We start from the raw sequence: 19,920 nt of genomic DNA, 5'->3' as shown, positions 1-19,920 counted from the left end.
GGACGTTGTTCAATATATCGGTTCCAGAAAAGGACTTGGTCAGCCCGTTTACTTGTAAAATGATCATTGAAAACACCTCTATTCCACTTAAGTGTAATGGAATGGGAGGAAGGGCGCAATGGTCGGCTTTACAACAGAAGCCAACTACTGTACGATAGAATCGGCTTCCGTTTATTTGAATGGAAGACTAGCAACAAGGATATCGATTGCCTCCAAAGAGACGATTGGATATTCAGGAGGTTGAAAATGGCTGGCGAAATTCCGAAAATTCCACAGGCGACATCCAAGCGGTTGCCGCTCTATTATAGATTCCTGCAAAACTTTGCGAACGCCGGCAAGAAACGTGTTTCTTCCAGTGAATTAAGCGAAGCGATGAAAATCGATGCCGCCACGATCCGCCGGGACTTTTCGCATTTCGGTGCGTTGGGCCGGAAAGGCTATGGCTATGATGTAAACTATCTTGTAAACTTCTTCCGCCGAACGCTCGACCAGGACGAGGAAACGGACGTTGCCTTGATCGGTGTCGGAAGTCTAGGAAATGCATTTTTAAAATATAACTTTCAGAAGAACCATAATACACGGATTGTCATTGCCTTTGACCCGAAAGCGCCAAAAGACGGGAAGACGTTAAACGGCATACCTGTCTTCCCGCCAAGCCGGCTGGAAGAGAAGATACAGGAGCTTGGCATCAATCTCGTCATCTTGACCGTGCCTTCGAGGGCGGCGCAGGAAGTGACTGATCGACTTGTGGCTATTGACGTGAAAGGAATTCTGAATTTTACGCCAGTACGGCTGGATGTGCCTGAGTGGATGCGTGTCCATACAATCGATTTGTCTGTCGAGCTGCAGACACTCATTTATTTCATTAAAAATGACGTAAAAGATTCACAATTGGAATGATTCGTTCCGTGGTATTGGTGACGGTTTTCGTGTAAAATAGACATATTACGAAGGAGGTGCCCGAAATGGCCCCAGGTATAGGAAGTTTACTCTTAATCGCAGTCGTGGCATTGCTTATTTTCGGACCGAAGAAATTGCCTGAGATCGGGAAGGCATTCGGTGCTTCATTACGTGAATTCAAGAATGCGACAAAAGGTCTCACATCCGATGATGACGACACGGTGAAGAAAGTGGAAGACAAGAAAAACGACGTGCAATAAGTAAGGATGTCTGTCCGATGAAAGAAAAAAACTTAACTGTCATTGAACATATAGATGAAATTCGAAAACGGCTGATGGTAATCGTCGTTTTCTTTGTTATTGCAGTGATCGGCAGTTTTATCATGGCCAAGCCGGTCATTAAGTTTCTCCAAGAGCAGGCACCTGAACAGACGTTCAACGCATTCAATGTCGCCGACCCGATCATCGTTTATTTGAAGGTCGTCGTATTTCTGGCGGTTGTGATCATTTCCCCGATCATCATGTACCAGTTCTGGTCTTTCGTTTCGCCAGGATTGCATGAGACGGAACGAAAAGTGACACTGAGTTATATTCCCTTCACTTTTCTACTGTTCCTTGCCGGCGTCTCTTTTTCGTACTTCATTCTCGTTCCGTATGTGATGAAGTTCATGATGAATCTGTCGGAAGACTTGGGAATCGCTTCAACGTTTGGTATCAATCAATACTTTACGTTCCTTTTCCAAATTATCATCCCGTTCGGCATTGTATTCCAATTGCCGATTGTCATGCTGTTTTTATCGCGGCTCGGCATATTGAATCCGAAATACTTAGTGAAAATCCGCAAAGTCGCCTATTTTGTCCTGTTCGTACTTGCAGCTTTCATTACACCGCCTGATATTGTTTCGCATTTATTTACATCTGTTCCGTTGTTCATTTTATATGAATTTAGTGTCATCATCTCCCGCTTTGGTTATAAGAAATACTTGAAGGCGGAGAAAAAGCGGCAGTTGGAAGAAGTAAAGGCAGAACAACAGCGGCAAATCGATGAAGTGATGGGCAACTTAGAGAAATAGAAAAATCCCGTAACCTGTTTTTACGCAGGCAGCGGGATTTTTTTATTGTTCGAATAAAATCAGCTCGGGGCGCAAGACCTCTCCCACATGCAATACAATGAATGAATAGTAAGGGACTCTGCGCTTGTCTGTCGGCGAACCGGGGTTCAGCAACAACGTGCGTTTTGCATAGCGGATGAGTGGGATGTGAGAATGCCCGAAAACGATGGCATCCAGAGTTTCATCTTCAAAAGCATCGATGGCCCGCTTTTCCGTAGTTCTTTTATCGCCATGGCCATGGACCATACCGATCTTGAACTTCCCAGCATGGATGATCTGCTTGTCCGGAAACATAGATTGAATGGCAGGGCTGTCGATATTACCGTGAACGCCAATCACTTCCGCGAAGGCCTCCAGTTGCTCTTGTATAGCGAGATTCCCCCAGTCGCCTGCATGAAGAATGAGGTCAGCTGATGTACACTCCTCCAGCAGACGGGGAGGAAGCGCTTTGGCGTGAGTATCGGAAAGAATTACGATTTTCAAGGATCCACCGCCTTTCATATGGGTAATTGTAACAAATGGGGCATAGGAATGAAACGGTGGATGATGTAAGATATAGGAAAAGAGAAGGAGGGATCTCATTGCCGTTTTTGTCAATTTGGTCACAGCCGACGAAGACAATTCATTATTTGCTGGAAAAGCGATCTGTGAAACTGACGCTTCTTATATGGTTTCTTGCCGCGGTTGCGAATGCGCCGACCGTTGTCCCGAATTTGCTTCAATTATTTGAATTACAAGCAAGTACCGCACTTATCATTTCCTTATTCCTTTCGTTCATCAGCATGCTCATCGGGTGGTTCATCAATGCGGGTGTCTATTATGGGATTGGACGGATGCTCGGGGGGAGCGGCCGTTATGATGAACTGCTATGGCTCGTACCTGTGGCGACATTGCCGCTCATTTGGGTGGCGCCTGTCAATTATATCGTGTTTGCCATCACCGGCGGGCAGCAGCCGAATTTCATGTTAGACGGATCATTGACGCCTTATTTACCTTTCATAATCGGCAACTTGATTACTATAGGAGTTGGAATATTTAGCATCGTTGTCACAAGCATGGGACTTGGCATTGTCCACCGTTTCTCGTCATGGCGCGGTTTTGGTGTGATTGCGATTTTTATGGTGATTTTATTTGTGTTCATCTTTGCTATGGTATTTTTCTTAATGTTCTTCGTGTTTACACCATATTAATGAATCGATAAAACCGGCTCGCATTCTACATATGCGAGTCGGTTTTTTGTCACGTTTGTGAAGGATCAATCGCTAAGAGAGAGGAATGCTGATCCGCATAAGTGTAATGTCTGTGAAAAGAAGCCTACAGTTTTATTATGGATAATTGTAACAAACGGAGTATGGGAACTAAACGGGAGATGATGTAAGATATAGGAAATGAAAGGGGGATAACATTGCCTTTTTTGTGGATTTGGACAAAGCCGTCGAGAACAATCCAATACTTATTGGAAAAGAAGTCCGTGAAATTATCGTTGCTCATTTGGCTGCTGCTAGCGGTTAGCGATGCACCGAATACTGCGTTGAATTATCAAGAAATGTTTAGGATGGAACCGGGCGAAGCGCTTTTGTTGATGTACATCGTTGCATTCCCATTCTTCCTTATTGCGTGGCCTCTTTGTGCTGGTTTATTTTACTTAGTTGGCCGGATGCTTAGGGGAAGCGCCAGTTACAAAGATGTATTGTGGATGATTCCAGCAGCCTCCATACCGCTTATTTGGGTAGCACCCGTCAATTATTTCATGTTTATGATCATGAACGGCCAACAGGTGCCTTTCATTGTCCCTTGGCTTGCAATTTTGATAACGGCAGGGGCATGGGTTTATAGCATCATCGTAGTAAGTAAAGGAACCGGCATTGTCCATCGTTTCTCTGCATTGCGAGGTTTTGGTGTCACTGTCATCGTAGCAGGGGTAATATTTACTTTCTTGATGATCTTGTCCTTTTTAGCTGCGATTTTCATACTGCCTACTATGCGATGAAAGTGAAAACCGGCTCGCAACAAATACAGTGCGAGCCGGTTTTTATCAATATGGAAGGAGATGAATGAACGCGTTCTTCATGTCCTGAAGTTTTTCGAGTTTATCCATATTAAATTGCAAGATCGTCACAAAGCCGTTCATGAGCAAGTGCGCAAGCATCGAAGTCCAAATCCGTCCTGTATGGGAATAAAGGAAGGCAAAGATGAGACCAGGTGCTAGGTAGATGAGTAAATGTTGCGGCTCTCCATGAACAAGGGAGAAGATGACCCCACTCAAAATCCCGGCAATCCAGAAGTTTGTTTTCAGATAGATTCCGCCGAACACCACTCTTCGGAAAACAATTTCCTCCAGTAATGGCGCGAAAACTACGATGGAGAGGATGATGATCGGTGAAGCCTTCGCGATTTCACCCAGCAGGGCTGTATTTTCCGAACCCGGCGCCACCCCAAACGCTGTTTCAATAATGGCCGCAATCATTTGGCCCGCCATGGCCATGAAAAATCCAAGAACACCCCAGAGAATCACTCCTCCGATGGATGCCTTCTTTTTAGTTCCTTTGCTAATATCCCAGAACTTTTTATTGAGCGTCGCAAGCCACAGAATAATCGGAGCGGCAATCAAGTTTGAAATGAACAATCCCCAGGCAACGCCTTGGAAAGAAGCCTGTTTCTCTGTCATGCCGCCTTCGTGGAAGTAGGTGATCAGCCATTTGCTGAGCGGCACACTGCCAAACTGCATGAGAATATATGTAAGAAGTATAAGCAAGTAAATCTTCCAGTTTTTCATTCATCTCGTCCTTTCTACTCCGTCCATTTTAACTTTTTCGTAGTTGAATGGCAAAGAGAAAAGAATACGAGTATTTTACTTGCAAATCTTGGGCAACTTTATTATGATAATAAATGTATTAGCACTCATGCTTACTGAGTGCTAAAAAGAAGATATTATGTCGAGGAGGTTGTTTCACTTGTTGAAACCATTAGGTGACCGTATCGTAATCGAACTAATCGAAGCGGAAGAAAAAACACAAAGCGGTATCGTACTACCAGATTCCGCAAAAGAGAAACCGCAAGAAGGAAAAGTTGTTGCAGTCGGTACTGGACGCGTTCTTGAAAACGGCCAGCGCGTTGAACTGGAAGTGAAAGATGGCGACCGAATCATCTTCTCCAAGTATGCTGGAACTGAAGTGAAATATGAAGGCAATGAATATTTGATCCTGCGTGAAAGCGACATTTTAGCTATCATCTAATCAATCATCGATGAATGGCACATAGACAAATGTACGAGTAAAATCAGGAGGGAATTCATAAAATGGCTAAACAATTGAAATTCAATGAAGACGCACGCAGCGCAATGCTTCGTGGTGTAGATATACTAGCGGACGCTGTTAAAGTGACGCTTGGACCAAAAGGACGCAACGTCGTTCTTGAGAAGAAATTCGGTTCTCCGCTCATCACAAACGACGGTGTGACAATTGCAAAGGAAATCGAACTTGAAGATCCGTTTGAAAACATGGGTGCGAAACTCGTAGCAGAAGTAGCTTCCAAAACAAATGAAATCGCAGGTGACGGTACGACAACTGCAACGGTTCTTGCTCAAGCGATGATCCGTGAAGGTTTGAAAAACGTAACAGCTGGCGCAAACCCTGTCGGTATCCGTAAAGGAATCGAAAAAGCGGTTGCGACTGCGATTGAAGAACTACAAGGCATTTCCGATGAAATCGAAAGCAAGCAAGAAATCGCGCAAGTAGCTGCTATTTCTTCAGGCGACGAAGAAGTCGGCGAATTGATCGCTGAAGCGATGGAGCGCGTTGGCAACGACGGCGTCATCACTATCGAAGAATCCAAAGGCTTCACTACAGAGCTTGACGTAGTAGAAGGTATGCAATTCGACCGTGGATATGCATCTGCATACATGGCGACAAACACTGACAAAATGGAAGCGGTTCTTGATAACCCATTCATTTTAATCACAGATAAGAAGATTACAAACATCCAGGAAATCCTTCCTGTCCTTGAACAAGTCGTTCAACAAGGCAAGCCATTGCTTCTAATTGCGGAAGACGTGGAAGGGGAAGCGCTTGCGACTCTAGTTGTGAACAAGCTTCGCGGTACATTCAACGCAGTAGCTGTTAAAGCACCTGGCTTCGGCGATCGTCGTAAAGCTATGCTCGAAGATATCGCAATCCTGACTGGTGGCCAAGTGATTACAGAAGATCTAGGTCTTGACCTAAAATCTGCTGACATCAGCCAGCTTGGACGCGCTGCTAAAGTCGTTGTCACAAAAGACAACACAACAATCGTTGAAGGAGCAGGCGAAACAGACGGAATCACAGCTCGCGTCGGCCAAATCCGTGCACAACTCGAAGAAACAACTTCTGAGTTCGATAAAGAAAAACTTCAAGAACGTCTTGCGAAACTAGCAGGCGGCGTAGCAGTCATCAAAGTCGGTGCTGCAACAGAAACAGAATTGAAAGAGCGCAAACTTCGCATCGAAGACGCACTCAACTCCACACGTGCAGCTGTTGAAGAAGGTATCGTATCCGGTGGTGGTACAGCCCTCGTCAACGTCTACAACAAAGTGGAAACATTGCTGGAATCTGTAGAAGGCGACGTCGCAACTGGCGTGAAAATCGTCCTTCGCGCACTTGAAGAGCCAGTTCGCCAAATCGCAACAAACGCTGGCCTTGAAGGCTCCATCGTTGTCGATCGCCTCAAGCGCGAAGAAGTCGGCATCGGCTTCAACGCAGCTGACGGCGAGTGGGTCAACATGATGCAAGCAGGTATCGTAGACCCAACTAAAGTTACACGTTCTGCACTTCAAAACGCGGCATCTGTGGCGGCTATGTTCTTGACAACAGAAGCAGTCGTTGCCGATATCCCAGAACCACCAGCAGCAGGCATGCCTGACATGGGTGGAATGGGCGGCATGATGTAAGGGATACGCTAAACCCTCTTATGCCAACTCAAGAGGTCTCTCATTAATTCACTGAATTAATGAGGGGCCTCTTTTTCGTTTCATTAATTTTTCTTCCCCAAGACCGAAACAAGAAGATCCATACATGGAGAGTGTCAGGCTCTACTATTAGAACCTGAGTAAACTATAACTTTATTACTTATCTAATAGTATTTGCGTCGCAGTCTAGAGATAGGCGTGTTAGTCCGTAAGGGTTATTTTCGGATTTTTATAACTATATTCATTATCTTCTTGTAAAAAATGGAGTATTATTACTGGTAATATAATCGAAAACTGGAGGGGAAGAAAATGTTCGCCTATAGTGAATTATTGTATAATACAAAGAATTATAGCGTGTCTCTTTCTAACCGCTCGATGAGGCGGAGCCAATGAAAATATTGAGTGTCAGTCCATTTCAAGAGGGACTTCAACGGAACATAACAATGTTAGACAGGCTAAGCACGGAAATGGAAACAATTGACCGTGCCGTGCGCGATCTCGTTGAAATGGAGGAACAGCTGAAAGGAATGGGGGGCAGTGCGATTCGTTCCTTTTACCGGGAATGTCATTTGCCCTTTCTTCTTTTCTTTAGGATGTTTTCAAATCGGTTTAAACAAGTGCTTCTTCAGATGGAAGCTGCTCTTCATTCTCTCGAACCCGATCCTTCCGGGTACATAGATGAACAATTCCTTGAGGGTGAGCTGGAACAGGGACTTACGCTAATTGGCCGTCTCACGGCGAGTTTGACGGATGAGGCAAACAGTATTATGGACAAAGTAAGTGATATTGTCGGCCTGCCCCATTTAGATGATAGTGAAGTACAGGAGGGGGTCATTCACTCCAAACGGAAACGTGATGATACCATCGCCCAACTTTATGAATTTGATGCAACGCAGACTTTCGCACTGAATGCCATTGAACATGACTTGCTGGCAATGGATAATTGGCTTGCTACTATCGAGGGACTTTTCCAATCAGGAGTGCAGGACATAAACTTCCAGACGAGCCAATGGAATGTATTAACGTTCGGAAGTGAAATCAGAACGGAACTATTACCAAAAGTGTTCTTAGACCCTTGGGGGAACGAGCATGAGAAGCTGCTCGGCACGATGCTTACTGCCGCTACTTTTAAAACTCTGGAAGGGAAGAAAGTAAACACGATCGATCAGAATGTGGACGAAAATGTGAAATACCAAGTCTATAATAACGGTTTGCTTATTAAAGAGTATATGGTAGGCTCAAGCGTTTTCTATGAGGTTGTTCCCCATGTAGAGTATAAGGAAGAAGAGATCATTACAGCTACCGTAGCCGAAGAAAACAACTGGGTGGATGATCTTCAGTTTGGATTAGATCTGGTAGGGCTTATCCCTGTAATTGGTGAACCAGCGGATGGATTAAATGCAATTATCTATGCCGCGCGAGGGGATACAGTAAACGCGGCCCTTTCTGTTGGGGGAATGATTCCTGTTGCAGGATGGTTCAGCACTGGTGGGAAGTTGGTTTATAAATCAACAACTAATGTAAAACAAGTTAAAAATGTGGTCAGCACAGATGCGATGAAGTCCATCTATACGCCAATCTATCAAGATGTCATCAACAGTCCGCTAAGTAAATCTCAGAATCATCTTGATTTATTGTCTAATAATTATTACCAATTAGGAAAGCTAGATAACGTTGCATTCAATATGGGCAAATCTCCACATCAATTTAATCCATTAACTGCAAATGGTTATCAATTCAGCACGCCGAACAACATTACATTCAATAAGCCGTTAGTAAAAACGGACATTTCTGCACCTAGTAAAAGTAGAGTTAGTGATGTTAAGGTTGATATGAAGAAGAATGTGGATGTTGAGACTAAGGGTACGGTTAAAGATAAGGGAGTTAGTGAAACTAATTTAACAAATATTGATGATTTTATAAATGGTAACAAGAAATTTGATGAAGTCATTGAAGACTTTGCAAAAGTATATAAAGAACATGTTGATTTAAACAAACCTTGGTCTTGGGATGATACTATTCCGGGTGGAGATAGCTTGTCTTCTGCTCAAAAAAGAAAGATAAAAGAAATGGCTATAGAAAAAGGACACATTCCTGAAATAAAGGTTACAAAAGCAGATGGTATGAGGTATGGATTTGCGGACTTTGCAAGTGCAGGTGTTGTAGAAGAGACTGTTCAGCTACCAGAGAGATTTTGGAAGTTATCGGATAAAGAACAGTTTAAGTGGTTAGACGAACAAATAGGTGGTACAAGAAAAGGAATGACGTGGCATCATACGGAGGTTCCTGGTAAAATGGAGCTAGTCCCCTTTGGTATTCATAATATTACACCTCATAATGGTGGAAGGACAAAAGGTATGTGGGCCGACGCTCCAAGATAATAATATTGAGGAGGTATAGAAATGGAATTTAAGGATAGTTCGATAATTTATCCCTTGCCGGACGATACTTTGCTTTCTGAAAAGGAAGGTAAGTGGAGAATAAATTTACCAGAGACGTATAAAGAATTTATAAAAAAATATAATGGTGGTACTCCTATAAAAGATAGTTTTAAGTGTAATAGCCATATTTATGCGATTGATAGGTTTTTATGTATTTTAAAAGTAACCGGGGAAAGAGATGATGAGTATTGCGATATAGGAGTAGTTAGAACACAACTAGACGAAAGAATTGTTTTTGATGAAAATTTAGTAGGTACTGAACTGCTACCAATAGCCGTTTTATTTGCAGGTGACTTTGTTTGCTTAGACTATCGTAACAATGTTGAAGAGCCTATTGTATGCGTTTGGAATCATGAAGAGTCTTCAGATTTAAATCCTATAACATATATAGTAAGTAATAGCTTTGAAGAATTTCTAAATATGTTAACAGAATAGATACTTGTCGGTAGTATCTAAACCTTGAAATAATGCCCGTAAGTTAGTAACACTTATTTAATTTACTTTTGCACTTGATTGTCTAATAGGGCAACAGGTGCTTTTTGTTTTTTGTGAGAAATTTATGCTTTGGTCTACATGAAAAATGCTAATGAAAATTCATAACTCATGATGGTTATACCATCAAGGCATTCTGTTTTAATACTGTGTTTGTGAAAATAATAAGATAAATAGGTGAGACTACATTTTACATGCAAAGAGGACTTATTATACTACAAAACCACAAACTAAAGACAACAATGACAAAGCTCGTAGTGCTAAACGATACAGATACATAAATCTAGTAAAAAGAAAGTGAGGATTTTTGAGTGAGACAAAAAGAAAATGATTTACATGAAAATCGAAAGCTCATGATGGTGTACCATCAAGGAGTATCGTTTTAATACTTGGATGAAGAGTGTGGATGTTGAGACTAAGGGTACGGGTAATTCTATACAATATGCTGAAACTGGTGGAAGAAATATATCCCCAGAGCAGTTCTTTAAGGAAGAAGCTATTGCAGAAGAAATGTATGAAAAATTTAGAAATCTAGGAACAGAAGATGTGAATGCAATTGCTAAAAATATAGGCTCTTCTGTTGCTAGAATACAAAGGATTAAAGATCATGTTTTTAATAAATCTCATATAAAGGATCATGGAGTTGGGAGATTTGATCCGGACTACGAACTAGCTCAAGCATGGCAAAGATTGATAGATGGGAAACAAGTAGATTCTGATATGCAATTATTACATCACGAATTTTCGAGTCAAAAGTTGAGGGTATATTCCAGACTAATTATAGAACAGCTCATGACAAAACTATAGAATCTGGAAGACCATGGAATTGGGAGAAAAACTATGAGGAGTGAAGATTCATGGCAGTTTTTGTTTTAATGTTGAAGGAATTTGAGGATGAAGAGAGAGTGGTTTATCAATATGGACCGAATGAAGATTTAATGGGACGAATTGAATATGATAAAATAAATGGAGTTATCAACCAACTATCGCAAATTGATTCACAAGAGTTCGCTGATGAATTCTTCTTTAAGAGAGCAGGAAGACGACTTTCAAGAATGATTATTAAAGAAAATCAAAATTTTGTTGATCGAACAACTATTGAATCTTAATTGCCTGCTTATGATTTTATAAATTTTTTATTAGATATAGGTATTTAAGAGATATAGCACAATATAAGGACCTTGATTGGCTAAATGCCTCTCAAGGTTTTTTACTTTAATTTATATTAAAACAGTTGATAATTGAGTGAGACAATAACAAAATGTTTTGCTTGAGAATCGAGAGCTCATGGTGGTATTTACCATCATGGAGTTTGGTTTTAATACTCGGATAGAGTGAAAGTACGATAAATAGGCGAGATGACATTTTACAAGGCAGGGGTAGTTATTATATGGAGTGGGTAAAAAACTAACGAGATTGACAAAGCTCGTGGCGATAAACAATGGATAACGTGAAATTGTTTGCTTGTGCTACCTTGGCTTAAAGTTTTGGGTTGTATTTTTACAAGAGAAGGTCGTATAATACTCGCTATTCGTTAAAAAGCGTTACGAAAATTACAATTTATGTACAAGATGGTTTGGATAAGGCAGAAAAAAATATTAAAAAAATAGAAGACTTATTTGAACCTTTTGGAGGGATATAAAATTGAAGATTAGGGATATTTATCAATTGTCACAGGGAGAAGTACGAGAAGAATATGCATTGGAAGACTGGTATAATAGCTTAATAAATAAAGATATTTCAGAATTAGATATTATTGATTTATGTAGAATGATTAAGCAGAATGTTTTTATTGAATTAGCAATAGATAAAGCAATAGGGTTTCTTAAGCTTAATCCTCTAGAAGGTGATGTATATGATGGTCAATTATTAGAGTTGCTATTTTCTGTTGATATGGAAAAAATCACAGAACAAAAAGAAACATTAAAAGCAGTACTCATGGATGTTAAAGAAAATGTAGAACTGGATGATTTTTTGAGTGATGATGATTTTAATGAATATCAAGACCTAGTAGAGAAATTTTTAACTAATATAAACACTTGCTAAACTTATAATATTTTTCTGGTTTTTGGCTATATGCCTTTGTGGTCTTCTCTAAAAGTTTAAGTTTTTATTTCGCAGCTGAAGACGGTATTGTACCGGTCTCCTACCAGCCATTTTTTATTTGATCCAACATTGAGTAATACCTAGTGAAAAAATCATTTCTTATCTAAGAGAAATATTTTCAGAAACATATGGTAGTCTTTAGCGTTCTGGTTGATTCGGTAGTGGAGAAGCTAGAATAGAATTTAATAAGTGGCGTAAAGAATATTGGAAGGCAAGATATGCAAATGAAATGATAAAAAGGGGGAATTGAATGAAGGTAACATTAATAAATGCCATAGATGCAGAGTACGAAATGTGCCCAGAAGCCTTTGGAGGATCTCTAAAAATTGAGGAAGTAACCCAAGCAGAAGATGAACTAAATATAAAGTTTCCTGAAGATTTTATTGAATTTCTTTTGAGATATGGTTCTGGAGCCGTTGGTGAGGCTATAATATTAGGGTTGAAAGAGGTAGAGTTTGTAGCGACGCCATCGTTTATAGAGAAATCTAAGCACTTTAGGGGGATATTACCTAAAGGATATGAGAATTTTATTACAATTGGTATAGATGGTGCAGGAAATCCAATAGGATTTAATTTTCCGAATACAGAAATCATTACATTTGACTTTAATTTCGGCGGTAAAGAAGTGCTAGCAAAAACTTTTGAGGAATACTTAGAAAAAGCAATACATGAAGAATTAAATATACAATTCTAACACATTTCCCTAAAAGTTAGAGTTTTTTTACGCAGCTGATTGGCTGGTGTGAGACGGTATATTACCGGTCTCATGCCAGCCAATTTTTGTTGATCCAGCATAAAAGATTGTCTAGCATTTGCGAGTGTTGATTTTGGGAGTATATGGTAGGCTCAAGCGTTTTCTATGAGGTTGTTCCCCATGTAGAGTATAAGGAAGAAGAGATCATTACAGCTACCGTAGCCGAAGAAAACAACTGGGTGGATGATCTTCAGTTTGGATTAAATCTGGTAGGGCTTCTCCCTGTAATTGGTGAACCAGCGGATGGATTAAATGCAATTATCTATGCCGCGCGAGGAGATACAGTAAACGCGGCCCTTTCTGTTGGGGGAATGATTCCTGTTGCAGGATGGTTCAGCACTGGCGGGAAATGGGTCTATAAATCAACAACCAATGTAAAACAAGTTAAAAATGTGGTCAGCACAGATGCGATGAAGTCCATCTATAGGCCAGTTTACCAAGACGTCATCAACAACCCGCTTAGCAAAACGCAATTCCATTTAGGAAAGATGGATGACTTGCCAATGGATATAGGCAAAGTTCAACCTCAATATGAGTTATTAATGGCAAACGGTTACCATTATAGCACGCCGAGTAACTTTACATTCAATAAACCGTATGTAGTGAAGGATATTTCTACGCCTAGTACAAGTGGAGTTAGTGATGTTAAGGTTGATACGAAGAAGAATGTGTATGTTGAGACCAAGGGGGATAGTGATAAGATTAAAGCGGAGGACATTAAATTTAGTGATAAATTTTGTAAAAGTCATACAGGTGGCTGATTAATATAAAGCAGATTGGGTTCCAGAAGGTGGACTATAAAGGAGTGTAGTCTTGTGATTAATAAAAAACCAGGGAAAGTTTGCGATTTAATTCATGAATTTACTGTATATAATTACAATTTAAATAGGAGACATATTGATTTTACAGAATTGAAGCAGTTAATTAATGAGATAATTAGAACTAATGAATTTGCAGAAATTGTAATTATACCAATATATCAAAATAGTAAAATAGGCGTTGGAATAGTATGGGATGATGAGGATTTTAGTATTTCAATGACAGAAAATGGAACAATTACAGAACGTGAAATTGAGCAAGAAATTAGTGAAATACGGGAAAAGGAATTTAATTTAATGACGGATGAACAAAAAAATATTTCTTTAAAGACAGTCCGATTATTTCCTAAAGGAAATATAGAAACCTTTCAGTTTTATCTAAAAGATTATGTGGACTTTTTAGAGGATAGGTTACCAATTTACTACAAAGAAGTTCTAGAAAAAATAAAAAAAGATTATCAAAATAATTTAGAGTTGCTTGCATATGGTTTCTTGGGATTTGAAGTACTAGGTAATAATATAGATAATTAAATAATAATTGGTAAATTAATGTTTATCCAGATACTCTAAAGTGTTCTTTATACTCTGTTAAATTATCTTTAGTATTAGACTTTTAAGCGGTTTTTATAAGAATAGTAGAGTATAATTATACACTTTTTATGAATAAAGAGTGAAGCGCTGATTGTATATTTTAATAGGCAACAAGTGCTTTTTCTTTTTCTGAAATGTATAGGTGGGAAAGGACTGGAAATAAAATCCGAGATCTCCTAATGAAGGCCACTACAATGTAGAAATACAAACAAAAGTGCCGGTAAATGGAAATCTAGAGAGTCTTATCATATTATAGTGGATAAGAATGATTGATGGATCTTAGAAAGGGGAAAAATATTATGAAATATTCGTTTGATAAACAACCCATATGGCTCATTTGAAATGGAGAAGATAAAATGATAAAGAAGATACCAGAAGAGTTTTTTGAAAAAAGATTCGAATATCCAGAATCATATACCAAAATTATTGAATTGAATTTAGTTGACTTTGATTACTGGTATATTATGAGTGAAGAACAAGCCTTAAAGAGATTAGCAGGTTTAAGGCAAAGATATCCTGAACGATATTTAGTACCGTTCGCTAGAAGAGACGACAATGATGATATTGCATGTTTTGATTTAAGTGAGCCTGAAAAGGTTCAAATAATTCATGACTTTGCATCGAGTGGCTATGAACAGAGGAGAACTTATAAGGATTTATGGGAATGGCTACAAGAAGCAGTTAATGAGCTTATAAAGTGTAACAGATAATCCTTGGAACTTCTTCAATACAATTAACAATACTTATCATAACTAGAGTCGCCTGTATTACTCCATCTAATTTAGCGGCTTCCAACTCAATAGAAAATTAGAGATGATTACATGAAGGTATTTGAAGATTATGTTTCAGAATTACAATCAGACATGGTGGCTATTTGTTTAGAATATGTCGAAAATAAAGCTGATGAAATATATATCTATTGTTCATGTGAGTCCAAGATGTATGTTTTTGATTTTTTCTTTAGAATTAATGGAATGGTAATCCATAAACATCAACTGAATGAGGCTAAAGTAAAATTAGATAACCTAGACAATTTAGCTTATGATGTTTCAAGAGAAAGACAGAAGGCTGCCTTGAAAATTGGTAATGAAAACTTGAAACTTATTCGTCAGAAATGTGAAGACTTTAATCGGGATATGCCAACCGAAATAAAACTATTTTATGATGTGAAGAAAAATAGTTTGAAAGCAAACTATAGATATGACTTGATTTATTCACACGATGACGGACTATTACCTGATGATATTTTTGATTGTTGGTTCGAAGAAGTAAAAAAAGTAATTTGAAAGATAGACCTTGATTGGCTTATTGCCTTTCAAGGCTTTTTAATGTTAAGTTAGCCTAGAATTCGAGTGAGACAATAAGAATGTGATGTGGTTGGGAATCGAGAGCTTATGATAGCGACGCTCAAAATATGGATTTATATATATAAGAAGTATTGAAAGGCAAAGGTTTTGATCCAGTGGGATGTTAGATAAGCTTGATGTAAAGTATGAAAGGATTGAGTCTAATGAACTTATTAAATAATATCAGTAGTGAGTTTACAATTGATGCTAGAAAATCTCCGTCGAAAGATGACGAAATTAAAGAGCTTCAGGATTTTTCGAAAATAGATATACCTACAGATTATATAAATATAATTCAGCAAGCTTCAGATGTTGAAATTAATATTAGCAATCAAAAGTATATCCGGATCTGGGGAGCATTTGGGTGTAAAGAAATGAATGAAGCATATGAAGTACATAAATATCTCCCTAATTCACTCGCCATTGGTGATGATGAAGGAGGTGGTGCATTAATCTATATACAGGGTAAAGATGGTTTTGGTATTTACTACAATAGATTCGCAGATTTAGACATTGAAGAGGCAGTATTTATTGCACCATCACTAACGGAAATATTGGTAAATAATGACGGTATTTATATTTCTTAGACCAATAAACATTATCGAAATTTATAATGATGTAACGATAAAAATTAGAGAGTTATCTTACTAAGCTGATGGGCTGGTATGAACTAAGCTAGAATATAAAGAACATCTGTCCTTTTTTATTGAAACCACGAGCACTTGGTATCATCATCAAGATGGAGAGATATCCGTTCTGGTGATATTTATCATGAAACGAGGGGGACATTTTAATGGCAAGAATAAATATAAAGATAGAAAAAGATACTAATGAGGTCAAGTACCTATCTATTTTAAGTAAAAATACAAAGAAGAGTATCTCTGAGTTGAAAAAATCTATTAATAATAATGACTATATCTTTTCGTATAGTCTAGTTGATATTGAGCAGCTCTTAGAAATGAAAAAAATAGTAAGTTTATTATTAGAGGCTGATGCTAAAGTTCGCATATTTGAAGAGAGCAGAGAGGTTAGCGTCGAGTTTTTAGATAATCTTATAGCGTCCCATTTGGATACAGAAAGGTATCTGGAAGAAGTGGATGAGCAAATAAAATAGACAAGTAGGGCATATACACAAAATTAACAGTGACGTAGTCGTATGCCTTTTATCTAATTTTAAGATTTACAGAGCACTCGATTGTCTGCTGAAGGTCACGAGTGCTCTTTTGTTTAAGATTTAAATAAATTTGGTGAGTATATACAAGTTATCTGCAATATATCGGAAGATGAAGGAGGATTAAAGATGGTATACAGTGAAATTAACGTTTTAGAGCCTTTTTTCGAAGAGATTACTAAGTATGCGGATCATGTTCATTCACTAAATCCTGGTGTAGATATTTATCATATCGAACAGGTAGAAAAAGTATTAAACATTAAATTCCCAAAAATTTATAAGGATTTTTTACAAGTTTGTAATGGTGGGGAACTATTTCTTCCTGGTACTGTACTTTCAGAGATTTATTATCCTGAGTTAGGTTCAAAGAAAAAGGGCGTTTCATACATCAATGAATCATTTCGGACAGACCGTAGACCCCCAGGTATGACTAAAAATTTGTTCATTATTGCAGATCTAAATTATGGTGATTTGATTTGTTTCAATTTAAACACTAGCAATGGTCAAGATGCTGTAGTGGTTCAATGGGACACTGAAAGCAAGTCCGTTTCCCGCACTTGGAAGGGTTTTAAAGACTGGATTATGGATGTTCTGAAAGAAGGTTCAATGTTAGTAGATTATGAGGGAAATGAGATAGAATTCGATTTTTAATTAGTAGAAAACCGGAAAAATATATAGAGGTAAATGAAGATTTTGTTCGGGGACATAATGTAGGACGCAAGATACTAACTCGGGAACATGTTGCAATGAAAACAGGGGCTTCAGAACAAGTAATTTGGTATCCATAAAGAAGTGGTAATATTTGAAAATATATAACCGCATGGAGATAATAGAACGACTTAAATCACATCGAACTTGGAGCGATACATTAGGAAAATCAAGGTGAAAAGCTAAGTGTTGATGAAATCGATTTTAGAGGCATTAGGTACTCCAGAGAATTCAATAATCTTGTTTGGGGAAAAAGCTAGAGAGTGGATACAAAATAAAAGTCAGGTGTAGAGAGGAGTTTCAATATGAGTGTTTCCATCTATTACACAGCAAGACGTACACAAAAAATTACTCAAGCTGAACAAGAGGCAATTAATCAATTACTGGTAAGGTACTCCGTAGATGAGGAAATGGATGAATATGTAAATGGTGGAGAAGGTCATAATTGGGCAAGTTTTTCTATCTATGATCCAAAAAATCCGACGGAGCCTGATGTGATTTTTGAGGGTTCAACTGAACTGCCGAATAATAGTGAAGACGCCATTTTTGATGGGGTAGATCATTGGGCTTCATTACTTGCAGATATTCGAAATGTTTTAAAAGGTGCTGAATGGCATGTACATATAGATGATCACGACCTTGTTTGGGATGAGGAAAAATTTGATTATGACTTATATAAATAGAGGATAGTTGAGAGAGGACCCTCAAATGGTATTAGATTGATAAAAGGATGAACGCAATGTTTATTAAGTATGATGTATATGATCTACTCGAACTTTTTCAAAGTGAGCCAGTGAGTGTAACAGGCAATATAGATGATGGAGTGTTAATTTATACTTATAAAGATGATCAAAAATTCAAGGTCATTTTAACTTTAGATGTTTATCAACAAACGAGCAGTTTAAGTATCACATTTAATGATTCTATCGTATTTACAGGTGATTTTAATAATGTAACTAGGATAAAAAGAGATGACAAAACGATGATCATATATGTGGGGGAAGAAGAGAGGATAAAAGTTAAATTTTATAAACAAGTTGGAGTGGAGTTGTTTTAAAAAGCTGGTGAGGGGACGAGCAACGATGACAGCAATAGGAATTGATATCGGCGGTACCAAAATGTTGATGCTAGCTGAATACAATGGTGAAAGAATCTTCAGAACCGTTCCAACGGGAAGAGACTGCACACCCGAGAAGATACAAAAGGAAATGGAACGCTTCCTCGACGATTTGTCTTTTAGTGTGGATTGCATAGGCATTGCCATTCCCGGATTAGTTGAAAATGAGAACACGGTTGTTTTGTCAGATGTTCTCCCGCATCTTGCAGGAATGGATACTGATTTTCTACGATTCACTAACAAGCATGTTTATATGATTAATGATGTAAAGGCAGCCCTTGTACGCGAGGCCTCTTTCGATAACAACCCCGATCTTGTGGTTCTAATGGTGGGGACGGGTATAGCGATGGGCATGAAGCTGAATGGGCAATTTATCAATGGATGTAAAGGTTGGGCCGGCGAGTTGGGCAGTATGCCGATTCCTACTAATGAGGGCATACGTAATTTAGATGAGCTGGCAAGTGGAGCAAGCATTCTCGCGAGAGCCAAGGCCGATGCGAATACAGTGCATACGCAGCTGGAGGAAGAGGATGAATCGATAAAAGAAATCATTCATGCTGCAGGTGGATATTTAGGGATAGGCATTTCTACGATTATTCACCTATTGAATCCTAACAAGATTATTTTAGGTGGCGGAAGCCTGCAATACAAAGGCTATTACGAAGCAGCGTTACAAGTTGCAAAAACGAATACTCTTCCAAATCTCTGGGATGCATGCTCAATCCACAAAGCGGAGGAAGCTACCTATATGGTTGCGCAAGGAGCCATGCTTTTTGCGAGTTCAAAACAGTCGATGTGATTGTGTTCTGAAGAAATCGCAGCAAGGCGGAGCAGTTTAGTATAAAAAGGTAAAACGGGATAAAGGGGACTGGCTCATGAATATACGTGTATTAAATGAATCCGATGCAAAGCTGTACCAACAAATACGATTGCGTGCATTACAAGTCAATCCGGAAGCATTCGGGTCAACATATGAAAGAGAAGTGAGGTTCTCACTCGAAACGGTTGAAGAGCGAGTCAGGCCAACGATAGACAAATTTGTTTTAGGGGCTTTTGATGAAACCGATTCGCTAGTAGGGATTGTTACATTTATGCGCGACAATAACCTGAAAACGAGTCATAAAGGTAATATTTTTGGGATGTATGTTGCTCCAGAAGCCCGAGGGCAGGGTGTGGGTAAAGCGCTTCTGGTGGAGCTTATTCGAAGGGCGAAAAGCTGCGAGGGGTTGGAACAGATCCACTTGACGGTTGTATCTACTAATGAATCTGCAAAGAGGTTATATAAGTCGTTGGGATTTGAGGTCTACGGGGTTGAACGAAATGCGCTGAAATTCAAGGGGCAGTATTTTGATGAGGATTTGATGGTATTATTTATTGGCGATTGAGCTGGACGAACCTTTCACATAAAAGAGGTCTCTCGAAA

General features: G+C 38.9%; 26 protein-coding genes. 24 read left to right on the top strand and 2 right to left on the bottom strand.

Features of this window, described 5'->3' with window-relative positions:
* The first annotated feature begins 246 nt into the window (after window positions 1-246).
* The 3 genes from NCCP2222_RS13360 (at window position 247) to tatC (ending at window position 1,972) form a co-directional block, all read left to right on the top strand.
* The gene (locus NCCP2222_RS13360) at window positions 247-900 is read left to right on the top strand and encodes a redox-sensing transcriptional repressor Rex (protein WP_248512845.1); all 654 of its coding nucleotides are present in this window, start codon (window positions 247-249) and stop codon (window positions 898-900) included.
* A gap of 65 nt (window positions 901-965) precedes the next feature.
* A complete protein-coding gene (gene tatA / locus NCCP2222_RS13355) occupies window positions 966-1,160 on the top strand; it encodes a twin-arginine translocase TatA/TatE family subunit (protein ID WP_238080751.1) in 195 nt (64 codons plus the stop codon).
* 17 nt (window positions 1,161-1,177) lie between these two features.
* Entirely contained in the window at window positions 1,178-1,972 is a 795-nt protein-coding gene (tatC, locus tag NCCP2222_RS13350; RefSeq protein ID WP_248512844.1) for a twin-arginine translocase subunit TatC, read from the top strand.
* Window positions 1,973-2,014: 42 nt separating this feature from the next.
* On the opposite strand, the gene NCCP2222_RS13345 is transcribed toward tatC, so the two are convergent.
* Window positions 2,015-2,494 carry a metallophosphoesterase family protein gene (locus tag NCCP2222_RS13345; RefSeq protein ID WP_248512843.1) on the bottom strand — a complete coding sequence of 160 codons (480 nt, stop codon included), beginning with the start codon at window positions 2,492-2,494 and terminating at the stop codon, window positions 2,015-2,017.
* A gap of 98 nt (window positions 2,495-2,592) precedes the next feature.
* Here NCCP2222_RS13345 and NCCP2222_RS13340 point away from each other — a divergent pair, with 98 nt between their 5' ends.
* On the top strand, window positions 2,593-3,201 hold the full coding sequence (locus NCCP2222_RS13340; RefSeq protein WP_248512842.1) for a Yip1 family protein: 609 nt from the start codon (window positions 2,593-2,595) through the stop codon (window positions 3,199-3,201).
* A gap of 215 nt (window positions 3,202-3,416) precedes the next feature.
* Window positions 3,417-4,001, top strand: coding sequence for a YIP1 family protein (locus NCCP2222_RS13335; protein ID WP_248512841.1), 585 nt, complete (start codon window positions 3,417-3,419; stop codon window positions 3,999-4,001).
* 45 nt (window positions 4,002-4,046) lie between these two features.
* Here NCCP2222_RS13335 and NCCP2222_RS13330 read toward each other — a convergent pair whose 3' ends face one another.
* Window positions 4,047-4,787, bottom strand: coding sequence for a CPBP family intramembrane glutamic endopeptidase (locus tag NCCP2222_RS13330; RefSeq protein WP_248512840.1), 741 nt, complete (start codon window positions 4,785-4,787; stop codon window positions 4,047-4,049).
* Between the two features lie 178 nt (window positions 4,788-4,965).
* Between NCCP2222_RS13330 and groES the strand changes: the two genes are divergently transcribed.
* From groES to NCCP2222_RS13235, 19 genes are all read left to right on the top strand, one after another.
* Window positions 4,966-5,247 (top strand): co-chaperone GroES, encoded by a 282-nt coding sequence (gene groES / locus NCCP2222_RS13325; protein ID WP_238080757.1) that lies wholly within the window; start codon window positions 4,966-4,968, stop codon window positions 5,245-5,247.
* Between the two features lie 62 nt (window positions 5,248-5,309).
* Window positions 5,310-6,935: a chaperonin GroEL gene (gene groL / locus NCCP2222_RS13320; RefSeq protein WP_248512839.1), complete on the top strand. Its 1,626-nt coding sequence runs from the start codon at window positions 5,310-5,312 to the stop codon at window positions 6,933-6,935.
* A gap of 407 nt (window positions 6,936-7,342) precedes the next feature.
* Window positions 7,343-9,334, top strand: a complete 1,992-nt coding sequence (locus tag NCCP2222_RS13315; RefSeq protein WP_248512838.1) for a T7SS effector LXG polymorphic toxin — start codon at window positions 7,343-7,345, stop codon at window positions 9,332-9,334.
* Between the two features lie 21 nt (window positions 9,335-9,355).
* Window positions 9,356-9,829, top strand: a complete 474-nt coding sequence (locus NCCP2222_RS13310; RefSeq protein ID WP_248512837.1) for an SMI1/KNR4 family protein — start codon at window positions 9,356-9,358, stop codon at window positions 9,827-9,829.
* A 459-nt stretch (window positions 9,830-10,288) separates the two neighbouring features.
* Complete coding sequence (locus NCCP2222_RS13305; RefSeq protein WP_248512836.1) at window positions 10,289-10,693, top strand: hypothetical protein; 405 nt, start codon at window positions 10,289-10,291, stop codon at window positions 10,691-10,693.
* 50 nt (window positions 10,694-10,743) lie between these two features.
* Window positions 10,744-10,995, top strand: coding sequence for a hypothetical protein (locus NCCP2222_RS13300; protein WP_000268085.1), 252 nt, complete (start codon window positions 10,744-10,746; stop codon window positions 10,993-10,995).
* Between the two features lie 535 nt (window positions 10,996-11,530).
* Window positions 11,531-11,932 (top strand): contact-dependent growth inhibition system immunity protein, encoded by a 402-nt coding sequence (locus tag NCCP2222_RS13295; protein ID WP_248512835.1) that lies wholly within the window; start codon window positions 11,531-11,533, stop codon window positions 11,930-11,932.
* A gap of 310 nt (window positions 11,933-12,242) precedes the next feature.
* Complete coding sequence (locus NCCP2222_RS13290) at window positions 12,243-12,686, top strand: SMI1/KNR4 family protein (protein ID WP_248512834.1); 444 nt, start codon at window positions 12,243-12,245, stop codon at window positions 12,684-12,686.
* Between the two features lie 143 nt (window positions 12,687-12,829).
* On the top strand, window positions 12,830-13,507 hold the full coding sequence (locus NCCP2222_RS13285; RefSeq protein ID WP_248512833.1) for a hypothetical protein: 678 nt from the start codon (window positions 12,830-12,832) through the stop codon (window positions 13,505-13,507).
* Window positions 13,508-13,561: 54 nt separating this feature from the next.
* The gene (locus tag NCCP2222_RS13280) at window positions 13,562-14,095 is read left to right on the top strand and encodes a hypothetical protein (protein WP_248512832.1); all 534 of its coding nucleotides are present in this window, start codon (window positions 13,562-13,564) and stop codon (window positions 14,093-14,095) included.
* 416 nt (window positions 14,096-14,511) lie between these two features.
* A complete protein-coding gene (locus NCCP2222_RS13275; RefSeq protein ID WP_248512831.1) occupies window positions 14,512-14,865 on the top strand; it encodes an SMI1/KNR4 family protein in 354 nt (117 codons plus the stop codon).
* Between the two features lie 111 nt (window positions 14,866-14,976).
* Window positions 14,977-15,441 (top strand): DUF600 domain-containing protein, encoded by a 465-nt coding sequence (locus tag NCCP2222_RS13270; protein ID WP_248512830.1) that lies wholly within the window; start codon window positions 14,977-14,979, stop codon window positions 15,439-15,441.
* Window positions 15,442-15,665: 224 nt separating this feature from the next.
* Window positions 15,666-16,088 (top strand): SMI1/KNR4 family protein, encoded by a 423-nt coding sequence (locus tag NCCP2222_RS13265; RefSeq protein WP_248512829.1) that lies wholly within the window; start codon window positions 15,666-15,668, stop codon window positions 16,086-16,088.
* Between the two features lie 206 nt (window positions 16,089-16,294).
* On the top strand, window positions 16,295-16,615 hold the full coding sequence (locus NCCP2222_RS13260; RefSeq protein ID WP_248512828.1) for a hypothetical protein: 321 nt from the start codon (window positions 16,295-16,297) through the stop codon (window positions 16,613-16,615).
* 186 nt (window positions 16,616-16,801) lie between these two features.
* A complete protein-coding gene (locus NCCP2222_RS13255) occupies window positions 16,802-17,323 on the top strand; it encodes an SMI1/KNR4 family protein (protein WP_248512827.1) in 522 nt (173 codons plus the stop codon).
* Window positions 17,324-17,685: 362 nt separating this feature from the next.
* Window positions 17,686-18,063, top strand: a complete 378-nt coding sequence (locus tag NCCP2222_RS13250) for a hypothetical protein (protein WP_248512826.1) — start codon at window positions 17,686-17,688, stop codon at window positions 18,061-18,063.
* Window positions 18,064-18,119: 56 nt separating this feature from the next.
* Window positions 18,120-18,437, top strand: coding sequence for a hypothetical protein (locus NCCP2222_RS13245; protein ID WP_248512825.1), 318 nt, complete (start codon window positions 18,120-18,122; stop codon window positions 18,435-18,437).
* 25 nt (window positions 18,438-18,462) lie between these two features.
* Complete coding sequence (locus NCCP2222_RS13240) at window positions 18,463-19,296, top strand: ROK family protein (RefSeq protein WP_248512824.1); 834 nt, start codon at window positions 18,463-18,465, stop codon at window positions 19,294-19,296.
* Window positions 19,297-19,372: 76 nt separating this feature from the next.
* On the top strand, window positions 19,373-19,882 hold the full coding sequence (locus tag NCCP2222_RS13235; protein ID WP_248512823.1) for a GNAT family N-acetyltransferase: 510 nt from the start codon (window positions 19,373-19,375) through the stop codon (window positions 19,880-19,882).
* The last annotated feature ends 38 nt before the right edge of the window (window positions 19,883-19,920 follow it).

The sequence above is a fragment of the Sporosarcina sp. NCCP-2222 genome (genome assembly GCF_023168145.1).
Classification (GTDB): Bacteria; Bacillota; Bacilli; order Bacillales_A; family Planococcaceae; genus Sporosarcina.
The sequence above is the reverse complement of the archived record's forward strand: the minus strand, read 5'-3'. Positions and strand labels throughout refer to the sequence as shown.

Excerpts from the sequence above, each read along its gene's own strand:
- NCCP2222_RS13260 (WP_248512828.1), top strand. The coding sequence starts at position 16,295 with ATGGCAAGAATAAATATAAAGATAGAAAAAGATACTAATGAGGTCAAG.
- NCCP2222_RS13290 (WP_248512834.1), top strand. The coding sequence starts at position 12,243 with ATGAAGGTAACATTAATAAATGCCATAGATGCAGAGTACGAAATGTGC.
- groL (WP_248512839.1), top strand. The coding sequence starts at position 5,310 with ATGGCTAAACAATTGAAATTCAATGAAGACGCACGCAGCGCAATGCTT.
- NCCP2222_RS13255 (WP_248512827.1), top strand. The coding sequence starts at position 16,802 with ATGGTATACAGTGAAATTAACGTTTTAGAGCCTTTTTTCGAAGAGATT.
- NCCP2222_RS13285 (WP_248512833.1), top strand. The coding sequence starts at position 12,830 with ATGGTAGGCTCAAGCGTTTTCTATGAGGTTGTTCCCCATGTAGAGTAT.
- NCCP2222_RS13315 (WP_248512838.1), top strand. The coding sequence starts at position 7,343 with ATGAAAATATTGAGTGTCAGTCCATTTCAAGAGGGACTTCAACGGAAC.
- NCCP2222_RS13330 (WP_248512840.1), bottom strand. The coding sequence starts at position 4,787 with ATGAAAAACTGGAAGATTTACTTGCTTATACTTCTTACATATATTCTC.
- NCCP2222_RS13270 (WP_248512830.1), top strand. The coding sequence starts at position 14,977 with ATGAAGGTATTTGAAGATTATGTTTCAGAATTACAATCAGACATGGTG.
- NCCP2222_RS13245 (WP_248512825.1), top strand. The coding sequence starts at position 18,120 with ATGTTTATTAAGTATGATGTATATGATCTACTCGAACTTTTTCAAAGT.
- tatC (WP_248512844.1), top strand. The coding sequence starts at position 1,178 with ATGAAAGAAAAAAACTTAACTGTCATTGAACATATAGATGAAATTCGA.
- NCCP2222_RS13235 (WP_248512823.1), top strand. The coding sequence starts at position 19,373 with ATGAATATACGTGTATTAAATGAATCCGATGCAAAGCTGTACCAACAA.
- NCCP2222_RS13240 (WP_248512824.1), top strand. The coding sequence starts at position 18,463 with ATGACAGCAATAGGAATTGATATCGGCGGTACCAAAATGTTGATGCTA.
- tatA (WP_238080751.1), top strand. The coding sequence starts at position 966 with ATGGCCCCAGGTATAGGAAGTTTACTCTTAATCGCAGTCGTGGCATTG.
- NCCP2222_RS13265 (WP_248512829.1), top strand. The coding sequence starts at position 15,666 with ATGAACTTATTAAATAATATCAGTAGTGAGTTTACAATTGATGCTAGA.
- NCCP2222_RS13300 (WP_000268085.1), top strand. The coding sequence starts at position 10,744 with ATGGCAGTTTTTGTTTTAATGTTGAAGGAATTTGAGGATGAAGAGAGA.
- NCCP2222_RS13250 (WP_248512826.1), top strand. The coding sequence starts at position 17,686 with ATGAGTGTTTCCATCTATTACACAGCAAGACGTACACAAAAAATTACT.
- NCCP2222_RS13310 (WP_248512837.1), top strand. The coding sequence starts at position 9,356 with ATGGAATTTAAGGATAGTTCGATAATTTATCCCTTGCCGGACGATACT.
- NCCP2222_RS13360 (WP_248512845.1), top strand. The coding sequence starts at position 247 with ATGGCTGGCGAAATTCCGAAAATTCCACAGGCGACATCCAAGCGGTTG.
- NCCP2222_RS13275 (WP_248512831.1), top strand. The coding sequence starts at position 14,512 with ATGATAAAGAAGATACCAGAAGAGTTTTTTGAAAAAAGATTCGAATAT.